Source organism: Mycobacterium sp. 3519A, from assembly GCF_900240945.1.
Classification (GTDB): domain Bacteria; phylum Actinomycetota; class Actinomycetes; order Mycobacteriales; family Mycobacteriaceae; genus Mycobacterium.
This window is the reverse complement of record NZ_OESG01000013.1, coordinates 2,365,913-2,385,945: the sequence shown is the minus strand read 5'-3', so window position 1 is coordinate 2,385,945 and position 20,033 is coordinate 2,365,913. Positions and strand designations below refer to the sequence as shown.

The following is a 20,033-nucleotide window of genomic DNA, read 5'->3' as shown; positions in this document are numbered from 1 at the left end:
CGTAGCCGTGTCATCGCGACCGGAATCGCCGTTGATTTGTCTGGGCAACACCGAATTGGACACCTGCCACGGAGGCAACGGCAAACGGCGCGGCGCGATCTGCTCGGCCGGCGGTGACGACTCGTGCTCGCTGTTGGGCTGAGTTCGTCGTGCCGCCATCCGTTCCTGCAGCGCCGCGGCGCGCGACTCGATCTCGTCGAAGTCGTTCGGCGGCGTCGGTTCCGGCATCATGTTGTCTCCGATCGTACGTAGCGCTCAGTGCCTGCGTCGACGGACTGCGGCAAGTGCGGCCGCCGCTGCCATCAGCGCGACACTGAGCGCCGTGGCACAGAGCACGATCATGCGCGCCCGCACGTTGCCGGGATCCGGTTGCGGCGGACCGCTTATCGGCGTCCCGGCGTCCTGTCCCGGACCGGTTTTCGTCGGCGTCAGTTGATATGTCAGCGCGGCGATGGGATCGACGACGCCGTAACCGGTGGCAGGATTCGGACCTTCGCCGGGAGTGCGCGCGGTCCGCTTGATCAGGTCCATCACCTGCCCGGCGGTTAGCTCGGGGAACCGCGACCGGATCAGGGCCACCACTCCGGCGACGAACGGCGCGGCGAAGCTGGTGCCGTTCAGCGGCGCCAATCCCTGCTGACCGATCTGCGCATTGATCAAACCGGGTCCGTTCGGGTCGAGCGACGTGATCCGCTCCCCCGGCCCCGCAAGCGCGACCCACGGCCCGTGCAAACTGAATTCGGCAGGCGCCGACGACATCGTCACCGCACCGACCGTCAGCACGTAGTCTTCGAACCACGCGGGGCTGGCGATGGTGCCGACAGTGTCCCAGCCTTTGCTCAACGGTTGGTTGGGATCGGTCATCACGTTCTGTGTATTGCACATGCTCTGTGTGTTGAAGTTGCCTGCCGCGGCGACCACCACCACATTGCGTTCGAACGCGTAGCGCACCGCGCGGCCGACCGCGGCGTCGTCCAAGCCCGCGGATACGGGTGCGCATGCGACCTCAGACATGTTGATCACCGTCGCGCCGAGGTCGACAGCACGAGTGATGGCCAACGCCAAGGTCTGGGTGTTGCCATAGCCGGTCGACGTGGCATTCGGATCGTCCTTCGAGCTGCCGCCGCTGCCCTGAATGCCGAAGGCACCGCTGTTTTGCCGAATCGACAAGATCGTCGCGTCAGGGGCCACCCCTGCGAAACTGTCATCCGGCGACGGCGCGGCCGCGATGATTCCGGCGACCAATGTGCCGTGCGCATCGCAGTCCTGCAGCCCGTCGGTGTTCGAGACATAGTCACCGCCAGCCTCCAATGCGCGCAACCGCGGATGACGGTTCACCCCGGTGTCGATCACCGCGACCTTCTGTCCCGCCCCGGTGGAGAATTGCCAGGCGGCGCGGTAATCGAGCATCGCGTCCGCGCTGGTCTGCTTCCGGAAATCGGTGGCGGGCAGGACACCGGTCGGGATGCCGCAGATCGCCTTCAGTTCGGTCGGATCCAGCGGAGCCACCGGCCCAGTGGGCGGCGGACCCGGATCGACGACGGGCGGGGTGATCGCATGAGCCGCGGGAGGTGCCGCCAGAGACGAGCCAACGACCAGCGCGGCAACGCAGGCCAAGCCCGAAAATGGCCGCCAGATGGCCATCACAGACCCAGGCGGTCGTAGACGCCGAGCGGCCATAGAGCCAGCGGCACGAGCGCGGCCACCGCGAGGTAGTCCAGGTACGCCAGCGCAGTCGATATCCGGCTACCGCGCGAGACGACGGAACCGGCGAGCACCGCGAGCACCATGACCGTCGCCAACACGCCGACACCCGCGTACCGCAGCGGCGCCGCGCCGGACTGCGCTTGCACGCAGGCGATCAACGTCAGCGCGAGAGCGGGCACCGATGTCGCACCGCGCTCGAACCAGGTCGGCGCCGCGACGCTGCGCAATGCGAGCACTGCGGCGCAGACCAACGCAAAAATGAACGCCGACAACTCCGTTCGCGTGTTCAGCAACACCGTAGCGCTGGCCACCGCGACGACTGCCAGACCCGCCAGCAGACCGGAGCGCGTCAACTCCACCGCGCGCACCCGATCCCGGACCTGTTCCGCGGTCGGTATCTCAGCCGAGTCGGCCACCTCCGACGGCGTGAACGGGTCGTCGTCACCGGACCGCCCGCCAGGCGCCGACGTCGGCAATCGGGCCCACTTTCGCGTCATCGCCGGTACCGCCAGGCATGTCAGCACGGTGATGATCGCCGTGACCGACGCGATAACGTCGGTGCGGCCATCCAACGCGCGACCGGTCAGCGCGGCGGCGCCGAAGGCGAAGATCACGGCAGCGGCGATGTAGGCCCAATGGCCCGTGCCGATCACCCGGTAGTACACCCCTGCCACGACCAAGAGGGCCGCGCAGCCGATCGCGAGACCAGTTGCGCCCCAGGGCCTCGCGAACAGCCAAACCAGAGCAGTCGTCGTCGCCAGTCCCGCCCACCCGGTGGCAACGGCGATGTCGATGATGTTCAGCACACGGTGCACGACCGCCGCGGCCACCACCATGGCCACCGTCATGAAGCCCGCACCGATGGCCAGCGGCGTGCGGTGCGCCGCCAGTGCGTCGGCACTCAAGAAGATCACCCACACCGCAGAAACCAGCCAGAGCCCTGCAAACGCCATCACCTTGGCGGCCGTTGGATTCCACGCCGCGTAGGCGGCTCTGTTGAGGCGCGCCGCGGCATCGACCACGTCGTCGTAGAGCGTCGGGGGCGACAGCGCGCGTCGAGCCGAGATGCGCAGCAACTCGCCGTTGGAAACCCCCGCTTCGCGCAGGGTTTCGTTGGGCGCCAATGAGACATCGCCGGCGACGCGGCTGAGCACCCAGAACGTGCGCCGCTCGTCGCGATGGGCGACTTCGTCGTCGCGACGCGCCTGACGTGAGCCGACCATCTGCGCGAGTTCAGGCAGGAACGCGGCAACGGGGACATCCGCGGGTACCGCGACGTCGAGTTGGGTGTTCTCACCGAGCACGGATACGCGAAATTGGTCCGGCACCGCGGAAACGACCTCGACGCTGTGCAGTTCACCGATCCCGGTCATAGGTCGGGCATCCTCGACAATTGAATGACGCCGCTCTTCATGGAGCGTGACACCAGCATTCCGCGCCCCGGCGGCATCGCCGTGGCCTTGTACCCGCCGAACAGCCCGCCTTCCTCCTTGCTTCCGCTCATCACCAAACCATTGCAGGACAGATCCCTCAGCCTGCCGATGATCGGATCCATCATCGCCCTTCCCGCGCCGCCGCTGCGACGGGTGATCACGACACGAAGACCGATGTCGCGGGCCTGCGGCAGGTATTCGACCAACGGCAGCAGCGGGTGGTTCAAGGAGCCACCGCCGATCAGGTCGTAATCATCGATGAGCACGAACAATTCAGGGCCAGTCCACCACGACCGTTCCTTGAGCTGCTGCTGGGTGATGTCGTCGGGTGGCAACCGGTCCCTGAGCGCACCGGCGAGCGCTGTCATCAGATCCGCGCACGACTGCGGCGCCGTCGCATAGCCACCGAGGTACTCGTCGGTGATGACCCCCAGCATCGTGCGCCGGAAATCGACCAGGATGATCTTGGCTTCGGACGGCGTCGCGTTCTCCATCACCCCGGCGGCGATGTTGCGGAGCAACCCGGTCTTACCGCATTCGCTGTCGGCGAAAGCCACCAGATGGGGTTGGCTGTCGAAATCGACGATGACGGGCGCTAATTCGTCTTCGTTGATTCCGATGGCGATTCGCGACTTGCTCAGCGGGCCGAGGTGTCGGGCCGCGCTGATCACGGCATCGCGGTCGACGTCGTGGGGCAACATCCGCACCCGGGGCGCTTCCCTGGTGTCGTAGTGAGCGCGCACCATTTCGACGGCGGCCGCGACCCCGGCGGGCAGGTCGTCGACTCCGGAACTGGAATCCAGCCGTGGTAGCGCCGTCAGAATGTGCAGCTTTTCGGCGTTGATTCCCCGGCCCGGCCGCCCGATCGGAACGAGCTCGGCCGATCGCCTGCCGACTTCGCTGTCGATGGGATCTCCCAGCCGCAACTCGATCCGGGTACCGAGCATGTCCTTGACGGCTGGACGGATCTCCATCCAACGCGATGCCGAGATGGCCAGGTGGATTCCATACGACAACCCCTGGATGGCCAGCGACTGCAATGTCTGTTCAAGGGACTCGAAATCGCTTCTGATCGACGCCCATCCGTCGACGACCAGTACCACGTCGCCGAAGTTGTCCTGACTCAACGGATCCTGGGAGGCCACTTCGGGTGGCAGCTTGGCCAGTTCCGCTTTGCGCTGTCGGAAGTCGCGCATGGACTCGATGGCGAGGTCGCGGAATCGCTGCTCGCGGGCTCGCAGCAGACCTGCGACCTCGGCGACGGTTCGACGGATCGCGTCGGAGTCCATCCGGCCCGCCACGCCGCCGACATGAGGCAGCTTCGCCAGACTCGTCAGCGTTCCGCCACCGAAATCCAGGCAGTAGAACTGCAACTGCTCGGGGGTGTGCGTGGCGGCGGCGCTGACGATCAGCGTACGGAGCGCCGTCGACTTGCCCGACTGCGGTCCGCCGACGACCGCGATGTTGCCTTGAGCACCGGAGAGATCGACAGTCAGGATGTCGCGGCGTTGGTCGTAGGGCCGGTCCACCACGCCGATGGGTATCCACAGCTGTCCGTTGATGTTCTGCGGCGCTTGCCATTGCGCGTCCGGCAGGAGGTCGTTGACCGCGGGGCTCTCTTCCAGTGGAGGCAGCCACACTTCATGCGCCGGTCGGCCGTGACCGCGCAGTCGGCTCACCACCATGTTGAGCAACGTGGTCTTGGTCGGACCCGATGGCTGTGCCGGTTCGGGCTCGACGACCTGCAACTCCACCGGCACCGGGGGCGTTGGGTCTTTCTTCACCACCGAGGCGGTGAACAGCTTGGGCGCCAACACACCCAGGTGCGTCCTGCGCCCCCGCGACGGACCTCGCGGTTTGACGTACTCCCCTGAGACATAACTGGTGTTGAAGCGAATCGGTTCTGAGGCATCGCATTTCAAGAACGCGGAGCCGGGAACGCTCGGCAGATGATAGGCGTCGGGCACGCCGAGCACACTTCGCGATTCACCGGCCGAAAACGTCTTCAGGCCGATCCGGTAGGACAGGTGCGAATCGAGGCCACGTAGCTTGCCCTCTTCGAGGCGCTGAGAGGCAAGCAGCAGATGGATGTGTAGCGACCTGCCGAGCCGGCCGATCATCACGAACAACTCCGCGAAGTCGGGTTTTTGCGACAGCAGTTCGGAGAACTCGTCGACCACGATGAAAAGGGCGGGCAACGGATCGAGGTCGGCGCCGTTGGCCCTGGCGCGCTCGTATTCGCCGACGTTCGTGAAATTTCCTGCAGAACGGAGCAGTTCCTGCCTGCGGTTCATCTCACCGGCCAGCGCGTCGCGCATGCGATCGACCATGGTCAACTCGTCTTCGAGATTGGTGATGATCGCCGCGATATGCGCCACCCCCTCGAGTCCCAGAAACGTCGCGCCACCTTTGAAGTCGACGAGCACGAGGTTCAGTGCCTCCGGCGAATGCGACGTGATCATCGACAGCACCAGGGTCCGCAGAAACTCCGATTTCCCGGAACCTGTTGCGCCGATGCACAACCCGTGGGGACCCATTCCGCCCTCGGCGGATTCCTTGATGTCGAGTTCCAGCGGTTGACCGGTTGGGGTGATGCCAATCGGCACCCGCAACCGCTCACGTGCCGACCGGGGCCGCCATACCTTCTCGGGGTCGATCTCGGCGGCGTCGGGGATCTTCAGCAACGCCATCAGGCCGGGGTCGGCGGCGCGTGACTCGGCTTCCAGGCTGACGATGTGTGCGGCGTTGGCCGGACGGAACCGACCGATCCGTCGCGCGGTGGACTCCGCTTCGGCGATGGTGATGGCGTCGGGGGTGGCGAACCGCTCTACTCCGACGGCGGTGCGTGCGGCGACATCCTCCCCTTCGACCACCAACTGCAGACTGCGTCGTGCGATTGCGCCGTCGCGGGGACCATTGAGATCGAGCAGCGTCACACTGTCCAAGCCCGCGTCGGTGACCAACCGTTCGTCTCCGCTGACGTATCCGTCGTCGAGCACCACGACCAGTTGTCGCAGCCCGGGAGTCGGCGCGGCGTTGCGGGTGAAACGTCCCCGCTCGGCCAGATCAGCCGCCAGCGATGTCTCCAGCAACTCCAACGTCGGGAAGAGCAGGCGCATCGCACCCATGCCGTCGCGAACGGAGTGGTGCTGTGCGTGCGGCAGCCACTTGACCCAACTCCAGTTCTCGCCGTCCGGATTGGCCGTGACCACCGCGACCTGAACATGGTCCGGCCCGTGAAAGGTACACAACTCGAGCACCATTGAGCGGACCAATTGCTGCACCTGGCCGCGGTCGCCCTCGAAGGTGACGGTGGGAAACGCGCGCAGCGACACCGCGGTCGGAAGTGCGTGCACGACCGAATGAGTCTTGACGAACCGGCGCAGCGCGACGGTCGACACCGGTTCGAGGTCTTCTGGCGGGCCGGTTTCCGGGGCGAGCAGGCGCGTCGCCAACCGGTGGGTTCCTATCCCGACGCGCACATGGCAGTAATCCGCGTCGGTCGGTCTGCGCTCCCACATCCTGCGGGTGCCCACCACATCGGCCAGGGCGCGCGGGTCGGGATGGCTCCATTCGAGGGCGGTGCGCTGCTGGCTGCCGGTCTCGTCTGACTCGTCGCGCAGATTGGCGAGGTAGCTGAAGTAGTCCTTGCGTTCTTCGTTGAGTTCCGCGGCCGCCTTGCCGGTGCGAGCGCCGCCACCCATGAACATGCCGGCCATCGACATGATCATCATCATCGGGAACAGCAGGAACATCGGGTTCTTCGTCATGTCGCGGCCGCCGACCGTGATCATCAGGGCGATCATCCCGATGACAGCGACGATCATCACGAAGGGCATCAGCTTCATCACGAGGTTGCTGGGGATTGCGCGCGGAACTTCAGGCGGCGCAGCGAGATTGACTTCGCCGCCCGGCATCCGCGGCGGTACCACCCGAAGGCGGCGCACGAAACCCTGCGTGCTCAAACCCTGCTCCCGAAAAATCGCAAGTCCGGCTTTGTTGCCGCGCTCTGTATTGTCCTGAGTAATGTCACTGCCGAGCAATCCCTTTGCGCAGGAGACCGAGAGGGTTTGACTGTACCGCCGTCGTTGCCGGGCCTGGATTCTGATTCCGAGTCCGAACAGGACCTGAGCCGTCTGACTTTGGCAGTCGGCAGCCTCAGCATAGATGTCGGCTTGCCCGCCAACGTCCCTATCTCCGAATTCATCAATGATGTCATCGACATAGCGAACGATCAGACGACCGCGCGAGACCCGTTGGCTGACGTCATATTTGACGACTCCGTAGGTAAATGGACGCTGTCGCGGTTCGGCGGCGAACCGATCGACCCGAACCGGTCGTTGGACGAGGCCGGGATTTACGACGGCGACCTGCTCACCATCCAGGAGATCGGCCGTTCGGTCAGCACGGTGTTGTTCGACGACGTCGACGATTCACTCGCGCGCGGCGAACCGGCCGTGCTGGGTTGGGTGACACGCAACGCGGCCGCATTGACGAGTTTCGTCGCCGCTCTCGCCGCGTCGCTGACGTTGGCCGCGTTGGTTCCCCGTTGGGCAGGCAATGCGGTGGTGCCGGTTGGGTTGTTCGCGCTCGGCGGCATCGGAATGGCGTCGGCGTGGGTAATGGCGTATCGGCCTTCGATGGCTTTGCGCTCAGCTTGGATGGCCGCGATATCGGCCCCGCTCGTATTCGCCGGCTCACTTTATCTGGTGCCTGACGGCTTCGGCGTGACGTCGCTGCCGATGTCGTTCGCGCTCACCGCACTGGGTGCGTTTCTGGTGCTTCTCATTTCGGGCACCGGGCGCGGCCTACTCACTGGCATCGTCGCGGTATGCGTGTTCGGCGGACTCAGCGCCACAGCGTCGCTGCTGTGGGATCCGCAACCGCGCGCCGTCGGAGCGATATTGGGGACGGTCGCAGTCATCGTCGTCTACATGGCGCCACGGGTGACGATCCTGTTGTCCAAGCTGCCGATCCCGCGCGTGCCGACGGCAGGCGAACCACTCGACGACATCGAAACCCAGGGCGGCACAACTGTCGAGGGCGTCAATGCGGTGGGTAAGCAGATCATCCCGACGGAGGAGGGCCTGGCGCACCGCGTCCGACGCGCGAACGAGTACCTCACCGGCATCCTCGTGGCCGCTGCACTTGCTGCGGGGGCGGGCAGCTACTTGGCCGTCGATGTCACCAACGGCTTTTTCTGGCAGGGAACGACTTTCGCGTTCGCGGTGGCAACGGTGTTGTGTCTTCGCGGCCGTGCTCATCACGACTTAATCCAGTCGGCCACCCTCATCGGCGGTGGCTTGGCCATCACAATTGTCGTCATCGTCAAAGTCGCGCTGAATGTGCCGGGTTGGCAACTGCGTTCGGCTGTCGCGCTGATCGTCCTGCTGGCGCTCGTCGTGGCCTGCGGCCTTGTCGCGCCACGCCTCGAGTTCTCCCCCGTCATGCGGCGCCGCGTCGAGATCATCGAATACATCGCCGTAGGGTCGCTGTTCCCGTTGTGCTTCTGGATTGTCCGGCTCTACGCATTCTTTCGCGAACTGCGCATCTAGCTGCTTGGCACAGCGACACTGTGCGGGTCCGGCGCCATTCCGTCGTGGGCGACGAGCGCCGCCTCCTGCGACAGCTCCGGACCTGGCGGCAGCAGAGCCAACACCGGCCATGGCGCCAGTTGCGGCGACTCTGCGGTCTGACCCGGTGCTTTGACGCCCACCGCGCCAAGCGCCGCAGCTGTCGGCAAATCTTTGATGTGGTAACGCATTCCGGTGTCCGACACGTAGAACAGCGGACCGGTCGAGCGGCTGCCCGGCTCTGCTCCCGTCGCCTGTACGTATTCGCCGCTGCCAGGGGTGAGGTACACCGAATCCAGACCGGGCCCGCTACCGTCGGTGGTGGCCAGCCGCACCGTCTCGGCCCCGGCCGGTACCGGAAGCCTATTGCCGACCAGCAGGCGTACCGTGCCCGGGGCGGCAGCATTGGCCCGCTGCCATCCCATGCACACCACCGGATCCGTCACGGCCGACACAATCTGGGGCGACACCGTCGGGTAGTGGTCGACCGGCAGCTGATGCACGATCGGCACGCCCGCAACGACCGCAGCGGCGATCTGGCGCGCCGAGCCACGGCGCGCATCGGAGTCGCCGTATCTGATGATGTCCGCCGTCGCCGACGAGATGGGCTGCAAACCGTCGCGCAGCACGACGTAGAGTTGCTCGCCCCGTGAGTCGTCGGTCTTGACGATGGACCCGATCGGGTAATCGGGTCCGATCACCGCGCTGGGCTGACCCACCCCATCGACACTCACTCCAGTGATGGGGGCAACCAGTGGAAACGCATTAAGTACCCCCAACGACATCGGCCGCGGCTGCGCGCCCTGCAGATGAAGTCCGTTGACCACCACCGCATCCGACAGATTGATCGGTGCCCGAACCCCGTCGTAGACAAGGTAGGTCGTGCCGCCGACCTCGGTGAGGACCGCGTGCGCCGGGTCGGCGGCACGGATGTCGCGGTCCAGCGTGGGATCGTTGGCGAGCACCGTGGTCTGCAGGGTGGTGATACCGGTGGTTTCGGTGGCGGCTGGCGTCTGCAACGTGTCGCACACCGTCCACGACGACATCGAGAGATCGTCCGCTCCGCGAATGCTGGCAGGCGCCCCGACGATGCCGACCATCGGGCCGCGAGGCACGGCGTTGAGGAACTTGTCGTCGACGTCCTTGGGGCTGTCGTTCTTGCCGACGATCAACCGTGCGGAGGCGAGGTTGAGCACCGGATGCACGCGGTCACCGATGCGCACGAAGGTGGCGCCGCTGGACTTGCTCAGCAGGATCTGCGCGTCACCCATGTTCGGCGCGGGTTTGAAGAACGCCATCACCCCGCAGCCCGCGGTGATCACCACAGCAATGACCAAACCGACGATCAGCGCACGCATCTGACCTCGCATCGGGTCATGGATCATCCGCGAATCACCGCGGATCAGCGCATGCTCCAGGCGCCGGATCAGAAACCGGTACCCGTTGACCTGCGCACGCGTGGTAACTTGCGCTGGCATAACGGCTCCCATCCACATCGGCAGAGGCGTGCACCGAAAGGGTGTGTCACGTCAAGTGAATCATGCTGCGGCAGTTGTCCTTTCCAATAACTCCAAGAACGGCGACACCGGGACTGGATCCCGCCGCCTGCGCACCGCGGTAGGTGTCGGCTGGCAACGGTTCGTGCCGTTGGCCGATCTGCTCGCTGTCGAGATCGCGGTGGCGGTTGGCGTTGCGGTCGCGTTGATCTCGGGCGTACCGGGCTGGCAGGGCGGCGCTGTCGGCCTCGTCGTGGGTTTGCTGTTGGTTGTCCCGGTTCGGGGCAGGACGGCGCCGCGGGCAATCGGTCGGCGGTTCGGGTTTCTGATCGATCGGCGCAGACGCGTTGGTGCGTCCCAATTGACGGAACCGTTCGACGCGCCCACCGCCGACGGCGCGCAGATCGGATTCCGCTGGGACGGCGCCACTCTGCTGTCGCTGATCAAAATCGACGAGAATCCGCAGGCTCTGACGGTGATGGAGCCCGGCATGACGGTGTCGGGCGACATGGTGCCGATCCAGGCGCTCGTCGACTGCCTGCAGCAGTTCGACATCACACTCGACTCGATCGACGTCATCAGCCAGGGCGCCCGATCCTCGGGACACACGGCGGTGGCGGCCGTGTACGACGCGGTGCTCGGACCGCTGCCCGCCATTGCGCACCGCAGCGTCTGGGTCGCCGTGCGTTTCGATCCGTCACGGCGTGCAGAGGCAGTCAACCGACGTGGCGGCGACCGCGACGGCATCCTGCGCACCGCCGTGACAGCGACGCGCCGCGTGGCCAACCGTCTCACCGAAGCCGGACTTCGGCCGCGAATTCTCAACGCCAGCGGAATCGCGCTGGCAACCAACCAACTCAGCGATGGCGTCACCCTCGCGACACTGCAGGAGGACTGGGACACCTGCCGCGACGGCCGATTCCGGTTGTGCAGCTTCGCGGTCAACGCAGACATGCTCACCACCGCCGGCCTCGGCGTGCTGTGGACGGTCCCCAGCTATTCGACGACGGTGTGCTTGTCGCTGCGCGAGGGTGACGAGGCGGACCTGGTACGGGTTCGCGGCCTGGCCCGGTTCGACAGCGACTTCGGCGTACCCGACAAGCTGCCGGGCCTGACGCGTTTGCACGGATATCAGTTCTCCGCGCTGGCGTGCAGCCTGCCGATTTCCGCACCTTCTCGCGGCGTCGAGCGTTGGGCGTACGCGCACCGCGACATCGACCTGCGCGATCTCGCCGTGCCAGCGTCCGGATGTGGCCAGGTCATCGGCGCCGACGAAGAAGGCAGGGCCGTCGCGCTTCCGCTGTTCGGCCCGCAGATCGGCCGAGTCGAGATCGCGGGCACGCTCCATCTCGCCCAGCAAGCCGTGCTGCGCTCGCTGGCGCTGGGCGCACGGGTGCTGGTGCACAGCCGCCGCCCCGGCCTGTGGCGCGCGATGGTGGAGGAGGTCGACGACCACGATCTGCTGTGGGTCGCCGACTTCAACCGCGGCACCATCCAGGCAGGGGCGGAACGCAATTATTCAGTAGAGATGTTCGACGGTGTGCCCGATCGACCGGTACGTGCGGGAGTCACCAGTATGGTTGTCGCCGCACCGAATACAGCGGTGTCCAACGCGTCCGATGTCGCACTGGAATTGGTTTCGCTGGCCGATGCCACAGTTAAGGTCAGCACGCGGGCAGGTTCCGCCATCGTGACGATGGTCGCCACCGACGACGAGATGCGCTACATCAAGGCGTCGGCTAACTGCATCGACTGATCCGCGTTCGGTGCGCTAGCGTGTGGAGCGTGGTGTACTCGCCAGGAACCCGCGACTACCACTCGGCCTACCAACCGGCGTATCCGACCCAACGGCAGGAGGCCGAAAGTTCGCTGCCGCGAAACCTTTACATCGCGATAGCCGTACTCGGCCTTGCCACATACGTGTTCAACTTCGGTCCGGTGGCCGATGGGCCGGAAACGGTCGGATGGGACGTCCGGTTCGCCACGCTGGCCGCGCTGTGCGCGATGTTCGGTCTGCTCGCCAGACGCGGCCCGCTGTCTCTGGCCATCGCGGTGTTGGCGACCATGGGGTTCCTCGACGCGCTGTCCAACTTGCTGGCGGCAGGCGACGCCGGGTGGGCGTTGACCGTGATCGTGGTGCTCAACGCGCTGCAGGCGATCGCGGCCGCTGCTGCGCTTCTGGTGGCGCCCAAGTCCGCCGGGCAGCCCGACGCAGCCGGCTACGAAGCGTATGTGGACTACTACAACCAGGCGGTGCGCAGTTACTACACCCAGCATGCGCAGCCTGCACCGCCCGAGCAAGTCCAACGGGCCGGATATGGTCAAGCGCAGGCGGACGCGCGGGCCACAGCACGCGCGCAACGCAGCCAACGCGCCTCTCAACAAGGCGATTACGCGGACCTCGACTATTCAGATTCCCGCCCCACCGCGCCGCTGCACGAGCCTGTGACCGCCTCGGGCCCGACCGGATTGCCGAGCTTCGGCCAGGCCCGCGCTGGCGCGGACCAACCGATTCGCGAGGCTGGCGAATCAGCGCGGCCATCGTCGCAGGCATAGCTTCAGAACACGGCAAGCGCCGCCGCCGAAACCGCGGCCACACACATCGACGGCCCGTGCGGCACCGATCCGCCCGCTCGGTGCAGCAGCACCACGACGGCCAGCACAGCGGTCAACACTGGCGCGGCAAGTGCCGCCAACAGCCACACATCGCGACCGAAAGCTGCTGTCAACGCCCCGATCCCGATGGCCAGCTTCACATCACCTGCGCCCATCGCAGCGGGTGCCACCACGTGCACCACGGCGTAGACGGCGAACAGCGTCACCGCACCGAGCGCCGCTGCGGCACCGCGACCGTGTAGCGCCGCCACCGCGAGGATCACCACGGCGCCCGGCAACGTCAACCAGTTCGGTAGTCGTCGTGAGCGCACGTCGTAGACGCTGAGCACCGTCACCCACACCATTACGCCGACACCGGCCATCCCCGCCCCCATGCATCGAGGCTAACGTCGGTTCCGTGCACCGACAGTCACCAATTGGGCCGGCGCTGCTGGTCGTGGTGGCGGCGGCCAGCCAGGAGGTCGGTGCCGCGTTCGCGGTCGGTCTGTTCGCGGCGCTGGGCGCGATCGGCGCCGTGTTCGTCCGGTTCCTCGTCGCGGGTGTGGTGCTGTGCGTCGCGGTCCGCCCACGACTGCGAGGTCTCTCCCGACGGGCGTGGTTGTCGGCGGCCTGTTTGGCCGCGACCTTGACGGTGATGAACGTGTGCTTCTACAACGCGCTGACCAGAATTCCTCTCGGTATCGCGGTCACGGTTGAATCCCTTGGTCCACTGGCGCTTTCAGTGATCGTGAGTCGACGTCCGACGGCTTGGTTGTGGGCCCTGCTGGCGCTCTCGGGCGTGGCGACGCTCAGCCTGACCGGCGTCCGGGTGGGTCACCTGGACCCAGCGGGACTCGCGTTCGCAGTTGGCGCCGGAGCCAGCTGGGCCGGTTACATCCTGGCGACCGCGCGGGCCGGGTCGGACTTCCCCAGACTCAGCGGGCTCGCGATCGCGACCGCGATCGGCGCCGCGGTCACGCTGCCGTTCGCCGCGGCAGCGGTCGATGTCGACAGTGCGCTTGGATGGCAGGTGCTGGGCCTCGGGGTGGTCGTCGGGCTGATGTCCTCGGTGATCCCCTACTCGCTTGAGCTGGTGTCCTTGCGCCGGCTGCCTGCGGAGACGTTCGCGATCCTGACCTGCATCTCACCGGTGGTGGCGGCGGTCGCGGGCTGGCTGGTCCTCGGCCAGCACCTGGCGGCGACCGGCTATGCCGCGATCGTACTGGTCACCGTCGCGAGCATCGGTGCGGTGCATACAGCGCGAGACCGGTTGGCGCACAGCGAAACTCGACCCGTCGCCGGTTAGCCCTCCAGCGCCGCCCGCATCGCCTCGACCGGCGCGGGCAGACCGGTGAACTGCTCGACCTGAGCGAACGCCTGGTGCAGCAGCATCTGCAATCCCCCGACGACCCGGCCACCCGCGGCTTCGACGGCCGTCGCCAGTGGAGTCGGCCACGGTTCGTAGATCGCGTCGAGCAGCACCGGCGTCGCGACGGTCTCCGCGTACCCCGCCGCCACGTCGGCCGGGATGGTGCTGACGACGACGTCCGCCGCCACCGCCGTCCCGAGTGCCGCCCAGCGGATTTCGACGCCCACCTCCGACCCGAGCGCGAGCAGCGGCGCCGCCTTCGCCTCGCTGCGCGACACCACCGAAATACGTTGCACGCCAAGCTCGGCGAGGCCGACGACGACGGCGGGCGCGGTGCCGCCCGAACCCAGCACCGCGGCGTCTCCGGTCACCGGCCCCAGGGCCCCCTTCACACCGTCGACGTCGGTGTTGTCGGCCCGCCAACCCGAGTCCGTCCGCACCAGTGTGTTGGCCGAGCCGACGAGTTCCGCGCGCGCAGTGCGTTGGTCGGCGAACCGCAATGCGGCGAACTTACCCGGCATCGTGACCGAGAGGCCGACCCATTCCGGGCCGAAACCGGCCACCAAGGACGGCAATTGCTGAGCCGTGCATTCGATGCGGTCGTAGGTCCAGTCGGTCAGCCCCAACGCGCGATAGGCGGCCAGGTGCAGTTGCGGTGACCGAGAATGCGCGATCGGCGATCCGAGGACCGCAGCCTTGCGGCCCCTATCTGGCGGAATCGAGGACACCGTTGCGTCTGGCCAATTCGATGTTCGCGAGGTGCTGGTCGTAGTCACGGGTGAACAACGTCGTGCCCTGCATGTCGACGGTCACGAAGTACAGCCAGTCCCCTGGCGCCGGTTGCTCGGCGGCAGACAGTGCGGGTTGCCCGGGCGAGCAGATCGGCGTGGCCGGAAGGCCGGGCCGCACATAGGTATTCCACGATGTGTGCAGCGCGCGGTCCCCGTCGGTGGTGGCCACCTCGATGCGATCCAACGGGTAGTTCACCGTCGAGTCGAACTCGAGCGTCCGGTTCTCCTGTAAACGGTTGTAGATGACCCTCGCCACTTTCGCGAAGTCCTCGGGTGTGGATTCGCGCTGCACCAACGAGCCGACCGTGAGGATCTGATACGGCGACATGTTCATGGCTTTCGCGGTGTCGAGCAGGCCGCCGTGCGCGTACTGCGTCGCGCTGGCTCCGATCAGCGTGGACAGGATGTCCTGCGCGGACGCGGACGGATCGATGTTCCAGGTGCCAGGCGCGATCAGCCCCTCCAGCCGCCGGTGATCGTTGCCCATCCCGGTGACCGCACTCATCGCCCAGTCGGGGACCGAAAGCGCGGACGGCGCCGCACTCCCGGCCGCCTTCTTCAGATCGTCCGTCGCGACGCAGTGCCGGTCGCCGTCGAGATTCACGCAGGTGGCCCTCGAGATCAGGGCGAAGATGCCGTCGGTGACGGCGTTGGTCTTGACGTCTTGGACGTCGTCGAGTTGGCGCCCCTCGGGTATCACGAGCTTGCCGACCCTGTTCTGCGGATCGGCAAGTCGGGCAACGGCATTGGAAGCCGGTATCTCGGTGCGTACCTTGTAGAAGCCGGGCTGGATGGCCGAAATCGCCGAGTTGCCCTGCGCCGCGGTGACGAACGCCTTCACCGTCGCCACCACCTTGTGGTCTTCGAGGGTCTTGCCGATCGCGGTGGTCGAGTCGCCGTCGCGGATCTGGATGACCACATCGTTGACGCCGTCGCCGGTGTAGTCGTTGCTGCCACCGAACAGCGAATGCCACATCTTCGAACCCAGGAACACCGCGCCGACGACCACCACGATCAGCAACGCGAGCGCGAAGCCGGTGGCGACCCGCCGCTTGCGCTTGGTGCGCGCTTCGCGGATCCGGTCCGCCCGCGACGCACGGCGCCGCGGCGGTCCAACCGCCACGGGTTCGGCCCGGTCGCGGCCCCAGTGGTTGTCAGTCATCCCCGACCTCTCCGTGCCCGGCACCGAGTTCACTCGCTCGCGAAGCGGAGCGCCGTTGGTCCAACCAATTCTGCAAGATTCCTACCGCTGCGGCCTGATCGATCATCACCCGCTGCCCTTTGGCCCGGATACCCGCATCACGCAGAGACCGTTGCGCCACAACGGTTGTCAACCGTTCGTCGGACAGCCGCACCGGTGTCGGCGCGATGCGCCGGGCAAGCTCGTCGGCCAACTCGATAGCGTCCTTGGCTGAGGAGCCGGCCCGGTCCGCGAGGGTGCGCGGTAACCCCACCACCACTTCGACCGCCTCCAACTCGTCGGCCAACTGCGCGAGCCGGCGCATGTGTTTGCCGTTCTTGTTCCTCTTGTCCCGCTGCACCGTCTCCACCGGGGTGGCCAGAATCCCGTCGGGATCGCTCACCGCCACCCCGATCCGGGCCGTGCCCGCGTCGATACCGAGTCGTCGCCCGCGCCCGGGATCAGGGGGCGCAAGATTGTCCCCCGGCCGATCCGGAAGACGGCTGTCGGTATCGGCCACCGGTCAGCTCCGGCCTATCTCTGCGCGCAGCGCGGCCAATGCCGCGTCGATGCCCGCCGCCCCCTTACCGGAACCCTGTGCCAGATCGGCCTTGCCGCCCCCGCGGCCGTTCACCGCCGCGCCCAACTGCTTGACCAACTCGTTGGCCGCCAGCCCGAGGTCCTGCGCGGCCGCGTTGGTCGCGACCACGAACGGCACGGTGTCGTTCTCGCCCTCCGCGATCAACGCGACCACCGCGGGGTCGCTGCCCAGCTTGCCCATGATGTCGCCCACGAGCGTGCGCAGATCCGCCGCAGACATTCCGCCGGCCATGCGCTGCGCCACGACACGCACCTTACCGATTTGCTCTGCACCCGCGGCGGCATTCGCTGCGGCTGCGCGCGCGTTTGCCAGCCGCATCCTGTCGAGCTCCTTTTCGGCGGCCCGCAGGCGCTCGACCAGGTTGGCCACCCGGGCGGGCACCTCCTCCGAAGGAACCTTCAGCGTGGACGCGAGACCCGCCATCAGGGCGCGTTCCTTCGCGAGATGGCGGAACGAGTCCAAGCCCACATAAGCCTCGACGCGGCGCACCCCCGAACCGACGGACGATTCGCCGAGGATGGTCACCGGACCGATCTGCGCCGAACTCTCGACGTGCGTACCGCCGCAGAGTTCCAGTGAGAACGGCCCGCCGATCTCGACAACCCGGACCTCGTCGGGATAGTTCTCGCCGAACAGGGCCATCGCACCCATCGCCTTGGCCTTGTCCAGTTCGGTGGTGAAACTGTGCACCTCGTAGTCGGCCTCGACCGCCTCGTTGGTCACTTCCTCGATCTGGGTCCGCTGGTCATCGGTCAGGGCGCCCTGCCAGTTGAAGTCGAACCGTAGATAGCCCGGCCTGTTCAGCGAACCCGCCTGGACAGCGTTGGGACCCAGCACTTGTCGCAGTGCTGCGTGCACCATGTGGGTGCCCGAATGGCCCTGCGTCGCACCGTGCCGCCAGCGCGGGTCCACCGCGGCGATGACGGTGTCGCCCTCGACGAATTCACCGGATTCGACGTTGACGCGATGAGCCCACAGGGTTTTCGCGATCTTCTGGACGTCGGACACGGCAGCCTTCGCCGCGCCGGAGGCGCCAGTTCCGCTGATGCTTCCCTCGTCGGCGATCTGACCGCCGGACTCCGCGTAGAAGGGCGTGCGGTCGAGAATGAGTTCGACCCTCTCCTGGGCACCCTCGCGTCCGGCATGCGTGACGACGGGCACTCGCTTGCCGTCGACGAAGATGCCGAGAATCCTTGCCTCGGAGGTCAATTCGTCGAACCCGGTGAACTCCGTCGGCCCGGCATCGACCAGTTCCCGGTATTCGGACAGGTCGGCGTGGGCCTGTTTACGCGCCGCGGCGTCAGCCTTCGCGCGTTTGCGCTGTTCGGCCATCAGGCTCCGGAAGCCTTCTTCGTCGACGGACAGGTCGGCCTCGGCGGCCATCTCGAGAGTCAGCTCGAGCGGGAAGCCGTAGGTGTCGTGCAGCGTGAAAGCGTCGCGGCCGGACAACTTATCGGATCCCGAAGCCTTCGTCGCACGCGCGGCCTCCTCGAACAGCCGGGAACCCGAGGCCAGCGTGCGGTTGAACGCGGTCTCCTCCGCGACGGCGATGCGCTGGATGCGATCGAAGTCGGACACGAGTTCGGGGTACGACGGCCCCATCGCGTCGCGCACCGTCGCCATCAGGTCCGCCATGACCGGGTCGTCGACGCCCAGCAGTTTCGCCGCGCGAATGATCCGGCGAAGCAGGCGTCGTAGCACGTAGCCGCGGCCTTCGTTGCCTGGGCTCACCCCGTCGCCGATCAGAATCGCCGCGGTGCGGCTGTGGTCGGCGATGATCCGGTAGCGGACGTCGTCATCGTGGTTGCCGACGTCGTAGCCGCGTGGCGCGCGGGCCGCCACCGTATCGATCACCGGACGCAGCAGGTCGGTCTCGTAGACGTTGTGCACACCCTGCAGCAGGAACGCCACCCGCTCGACGCCCATGCCGGTGTCGATGTTCTTGCGCGGCAACGGGCCGAGGATCTCGAAATCCTCCTTGCTGGTGCCCTCACCGCGTTCGTTCTGCATGAACACGAGATTCCAGATCTCGATGTAGCGGTCCTCATTGGCGACCGGACCGCCCTCGACACCGAACTCCGGGCCGCGGTCGTAGTAGATCTCCGACGACGGACCGCACGGCCCGGGGATGCCCATCGACCAGTAGTTGTCGGCCATGCCGCGCCGTTGGATGCGCTCAGCAGGCAGCCCCGCGACCTCCTGCCACAGTCCGACAGCCTCATCGTCATCCAAATAGACCGTGGCCCAGAGCCTTTCGGGGTCGAAGCCGTAGCCGCCCTCATCTACCGGGTTGGTCAGCAGGGTCCACGCCAACTCGATGGCCCTGCGCTTGAAATAGTCGCCGAACGAGAAGTTGCCGGCCATCTGGAAGAAGGTGTTGTGCCGGGTGGTGATGCCCACCTCGTCGATGTCCGGCGTGCGGATGCACTTCTGGATGCTGGTCGCCGTGGCATACGGGGGGGTGCGCTGTCCCAGGAAGTAGGGCACGAACTGCACCATGCCCGCGTTGACGAACAGCAGGTTGGGGTCGTCGAGGATCACCGAGGCGCTGGGCACCTCGGTGTGTCCTGCCTTCACGAAGTGATCGAGGAAGCGCTTCCTGATCTCGTGTGTTTGCACGTTCCTACTGCCTCATCTATTCAGAAGTCTTGACGTCACCTGCGACTATGCGACCGCACTACAGTACCGGTCGTCGTTGTCGCGCTGACAAGTCAACGAACCGGCGCGGCGGCAAGTGCCTAAGCGGCTCCTGCTTTCATGTCGCCGCCTAAGCGGCTCCTGCTTCCATGTCGCCGCCTAAGCGGCTCCGCCGACGAACGTCAACCTCACCTGCCGCTGCCGATTGTCCCGGTTCAGGTCGACCAGGACGACGCTTTGCCACGTGCCGAGCAGCGGTTCGCCGCCCTGCACGGGAACCGTGATCGACGGTGCCACCAGCGCGGGCAACACATGGTCCGCGCCATGTCCCGGCGCCCCGTGCCGGTGACGGTAGCGGTCGTCGCGCGGCAACAACCGTTCCAGCGCGTCGACGAGGTCGTCGTCGGAGCCCGCGCCGGTCTCGATGATCGCCACGCCCGCCGTGGCGTGCGGCACGAAGACGTTGCACAACCCGTCCCCGTGGCCGCGGCAGAACGAGCGGACCGCGTCGGTGACGTCGACGGTCCGTCGGCGCGATGTGTCGACCTCGAGCACGTGCGACTTCGTGTCCACGAAACCACCCTACGGACCGTCCGTTTGCGAACCCAAACATCCCCGTTTTGATGCCGCCGAAACCATTGAAACCCCTGT

General features: G+C 66.5%; 14 protein-coding genes. 4 read left to right on the top strand and 10 right to left on the bottom strand.

Annotated features, from left to right (window positions below):
* Positions 1 to 255: 255 nt before the first annotated feature.
* The 3 genes from mycP to eccCa are packed head-to-tail and all read right to left on the bottom strand — an operon-like array spanning position 256 to position 7,105.
* Entirely contained in the window at positions 256 to 1,644 is a 1,389-nt protein-coding gene (mycP, locus tag C1A30_RS19365) for a type VII secretion-associated serine protease mycosin (RefSeq protein WP_101949761.1), read from the bottom strand.
* On the bottom strand, positions 1,644 to 3,080 hold the full coding sequence (gene eccD, locus C1A30_RS19360) for a type VII secretion integral membrane protein EccD (RefSeq protein ID WP_101949760.1): 1,437 nt from the start codon (positions 3,078 to 3,080) through the stop codon (positions 1,644 to 1,646). Before eccD (C1A30_RS19360) ends, mycP begins: the two co-directional genes overlap by 1 nt.
* Positions 3,077 to 7,105, bottom strand: a complete 4,029-nt coding sequence (eccCa, locus tag C1A30_RS19355) for a type VII secretion protein EccCa (protein ID WP_200828307.1) — start codon at positions 7,103 to 7,105, stop codon at positions 3,077 to 3,079. Before eccCa ends, eccD (C1A30_RS19360) begins: the two co-directional genes overlap by 4 nt.
* Positions 7,106 to 7,315: 210 nt before the next feature.
* On the opposite strand from eccCa, the gene eccD (C1A30_RS19350) reads away from it, so the two are divergent.
* The gene (gene eccD / locus C1A30_RS19350; RefSeq protein ID WP_235009993.1) at positions 7,316 to 8,695 is read left to right on the top strand and encodes a type VII secretion integral membrane protein EccD; all 1,380 of its coding nucleotides are present in this window, start codon (positions 7,316 to 7,318) and stop codon (positions 8,693 to 8,695) included.
* On the opposite strand, the gene eccB is transcribed toward eccD (C1A30_RS19350), so the two are convergent.
* Entirely contained in the window at positions 8,692 to 10,191 is a 1,500-nt protein-coding gene (eccB, locus tag C1A30_RS19345; RefSeq protein WP_101949757.1) for a type VII secretion protein EccB, read from the bottom strand. The genes eccD (C1A30_RS19350) and eccB overlap by 4 nt on opposite strands.
* A gap of 55 nt (positions 10,192 to 10,246) precedes the next feature.
* Here eccB and eccE point away from each other — a divergent pair, with 55 nt between their 5' ends.
* A complete protein-coding gene (eccE, locus tag C1A30_RS19340) occupies positions 10,247 to 11,965 on the top strand; it encodes a type VII secretion protein EccE (RefSeq protein ID WP_235009991.1) in 1,719 nt (572 codons plus the stop codon).
* Between the two features lie 29 nt (positions 11,966 to 11,994).
* A complete protein-coding gene (locus tag C1A30_RS19335; RefSeq protein ID WP_101949756.1) occupies positions 11,995 to 12,765 on the top strand; it encodes a DUF5336 domain-containing protein in 771 nt (256 codons plus the stop codon).
* Between the two features lie 2 nt (positions 12,766 to 12,767).
* Here the strand turns inward: C1A30_RS19335 and C1A30_RS19330 are convergent, their stop codons facing one another.
* The gene (locus tag C1A30_RS19330; protein WP_101949755.1) at positions 12,768 to 13,199 is read right to left on the bottom strand and encodes an A24 family peptidase; all 432 of its coding nucleotides are present in this window, start codon (positions 13,197 to 13,199) and stop codon (positions 12,768 to 12,770) included.
* Positions 13,200 to 13,222: 23 nt separating this feature from the next.
* Here C1A30_RS19330 and C1A30_RS19325 point away from each other — a divergent pair, with 23 nt between their 5' ends.
* The gene (locus tag C1A30_RS19325; RefSeq protein WP_101949754.1) at positions 13,223 to 14,110 is read left to right on the top strand and encodes a DMT family transporter; all 888 of its coding nucleotides are present in this window, start codon (positions 13,223 to 13,225) and stop codon (positions 14,108 to 14,110) included.
* On the opposite strand, the gene C1A30_RS19320 is transcribed toward C1A30_RS19325, so the two are convergent.
* The 5 genes from C1A30_RS19320 to C1A30_RS19300 all read right to left on the bottom strand — a co-directional run bounded on the left by C1A30_RS19320 (position 14,107) and on the right by C1A30_RS19300 (position 19,937).
* The gene (locus C1A30_RS19320; RefSeq protein ID WP_200828377.1) at positions 14,107 to 14,892 is read right to left on the bottom strand and encodes a shikimate dehydrogenase; all 786 of its coding nucleotides are present in this window, start codon (positions 14,890 to 14,892) and stop codon (positions 14,107 to 14,109) included. The two genes, C1A30_RS19325 and C1A30_RS19320, sit on opposite strands and share 4 nt — an antisense overlap.
* On the bottom strand, positions 14,879 to 16,126 hold the full coding sequence (gene mltG / locus C1A30_RS19315) for an endolytic transglycosylase MltG (RefSeq protein ID WP_101949752.1): 1,248 nt from the start codon (positions 16,124 to 16,126) through the stop codon (positions 14,879 to 14,881). The genes C1A30_RS19320 and mltG overlap by 14 nt, the downstream gene beginning before the upstream one ends.
* A complete protein-coding gene (ruvX, locus tag C1A30_RS19310) occupies positions 16,119 to 16,664 on the bottom strand; it encodes a Holliday junction resolvase RuvX (RefSeq protein WP_101949751.1) in 546 nt (181 codons plus the stop codon). Before ruvX ends, mltG begins: the two co-directional genes overlap by 8 nt.
* Positions 16,665 to 16,667: 3 nt before the next feature.
* Positions 16,668 to 19,364 carry an alanine--tRNA ligase gene (alaS, locus tag C1A30_RS19305; protein ID WP_101949750.1) on the bottom strand — a complete coding sequence of 899 codons (2,697 nt, stop codon included), beginning with the start codon at positions 19,362 to 19,364 and terminating at the stop codon, positions 16,668 to 16,670.
* A gap of 177 nt (positions 19,365 to 19,541) precedes the next feature.
* Positions 19,542 to 19,937 (bottom strand): secondary thiamine-phosphate synthase enzyme YjbQ, encoded by a 396-nt coding sequence (locus C1A30_RS19300; protein ID WP_200828376.1) that lies wholly within the window; start codon positions 19,935 to 19,937, stop codon positions 19,542 to 19,544.
* Between the last annotated feature and the right edge of the window lie 96 nt (positions 19,938 to 20,033).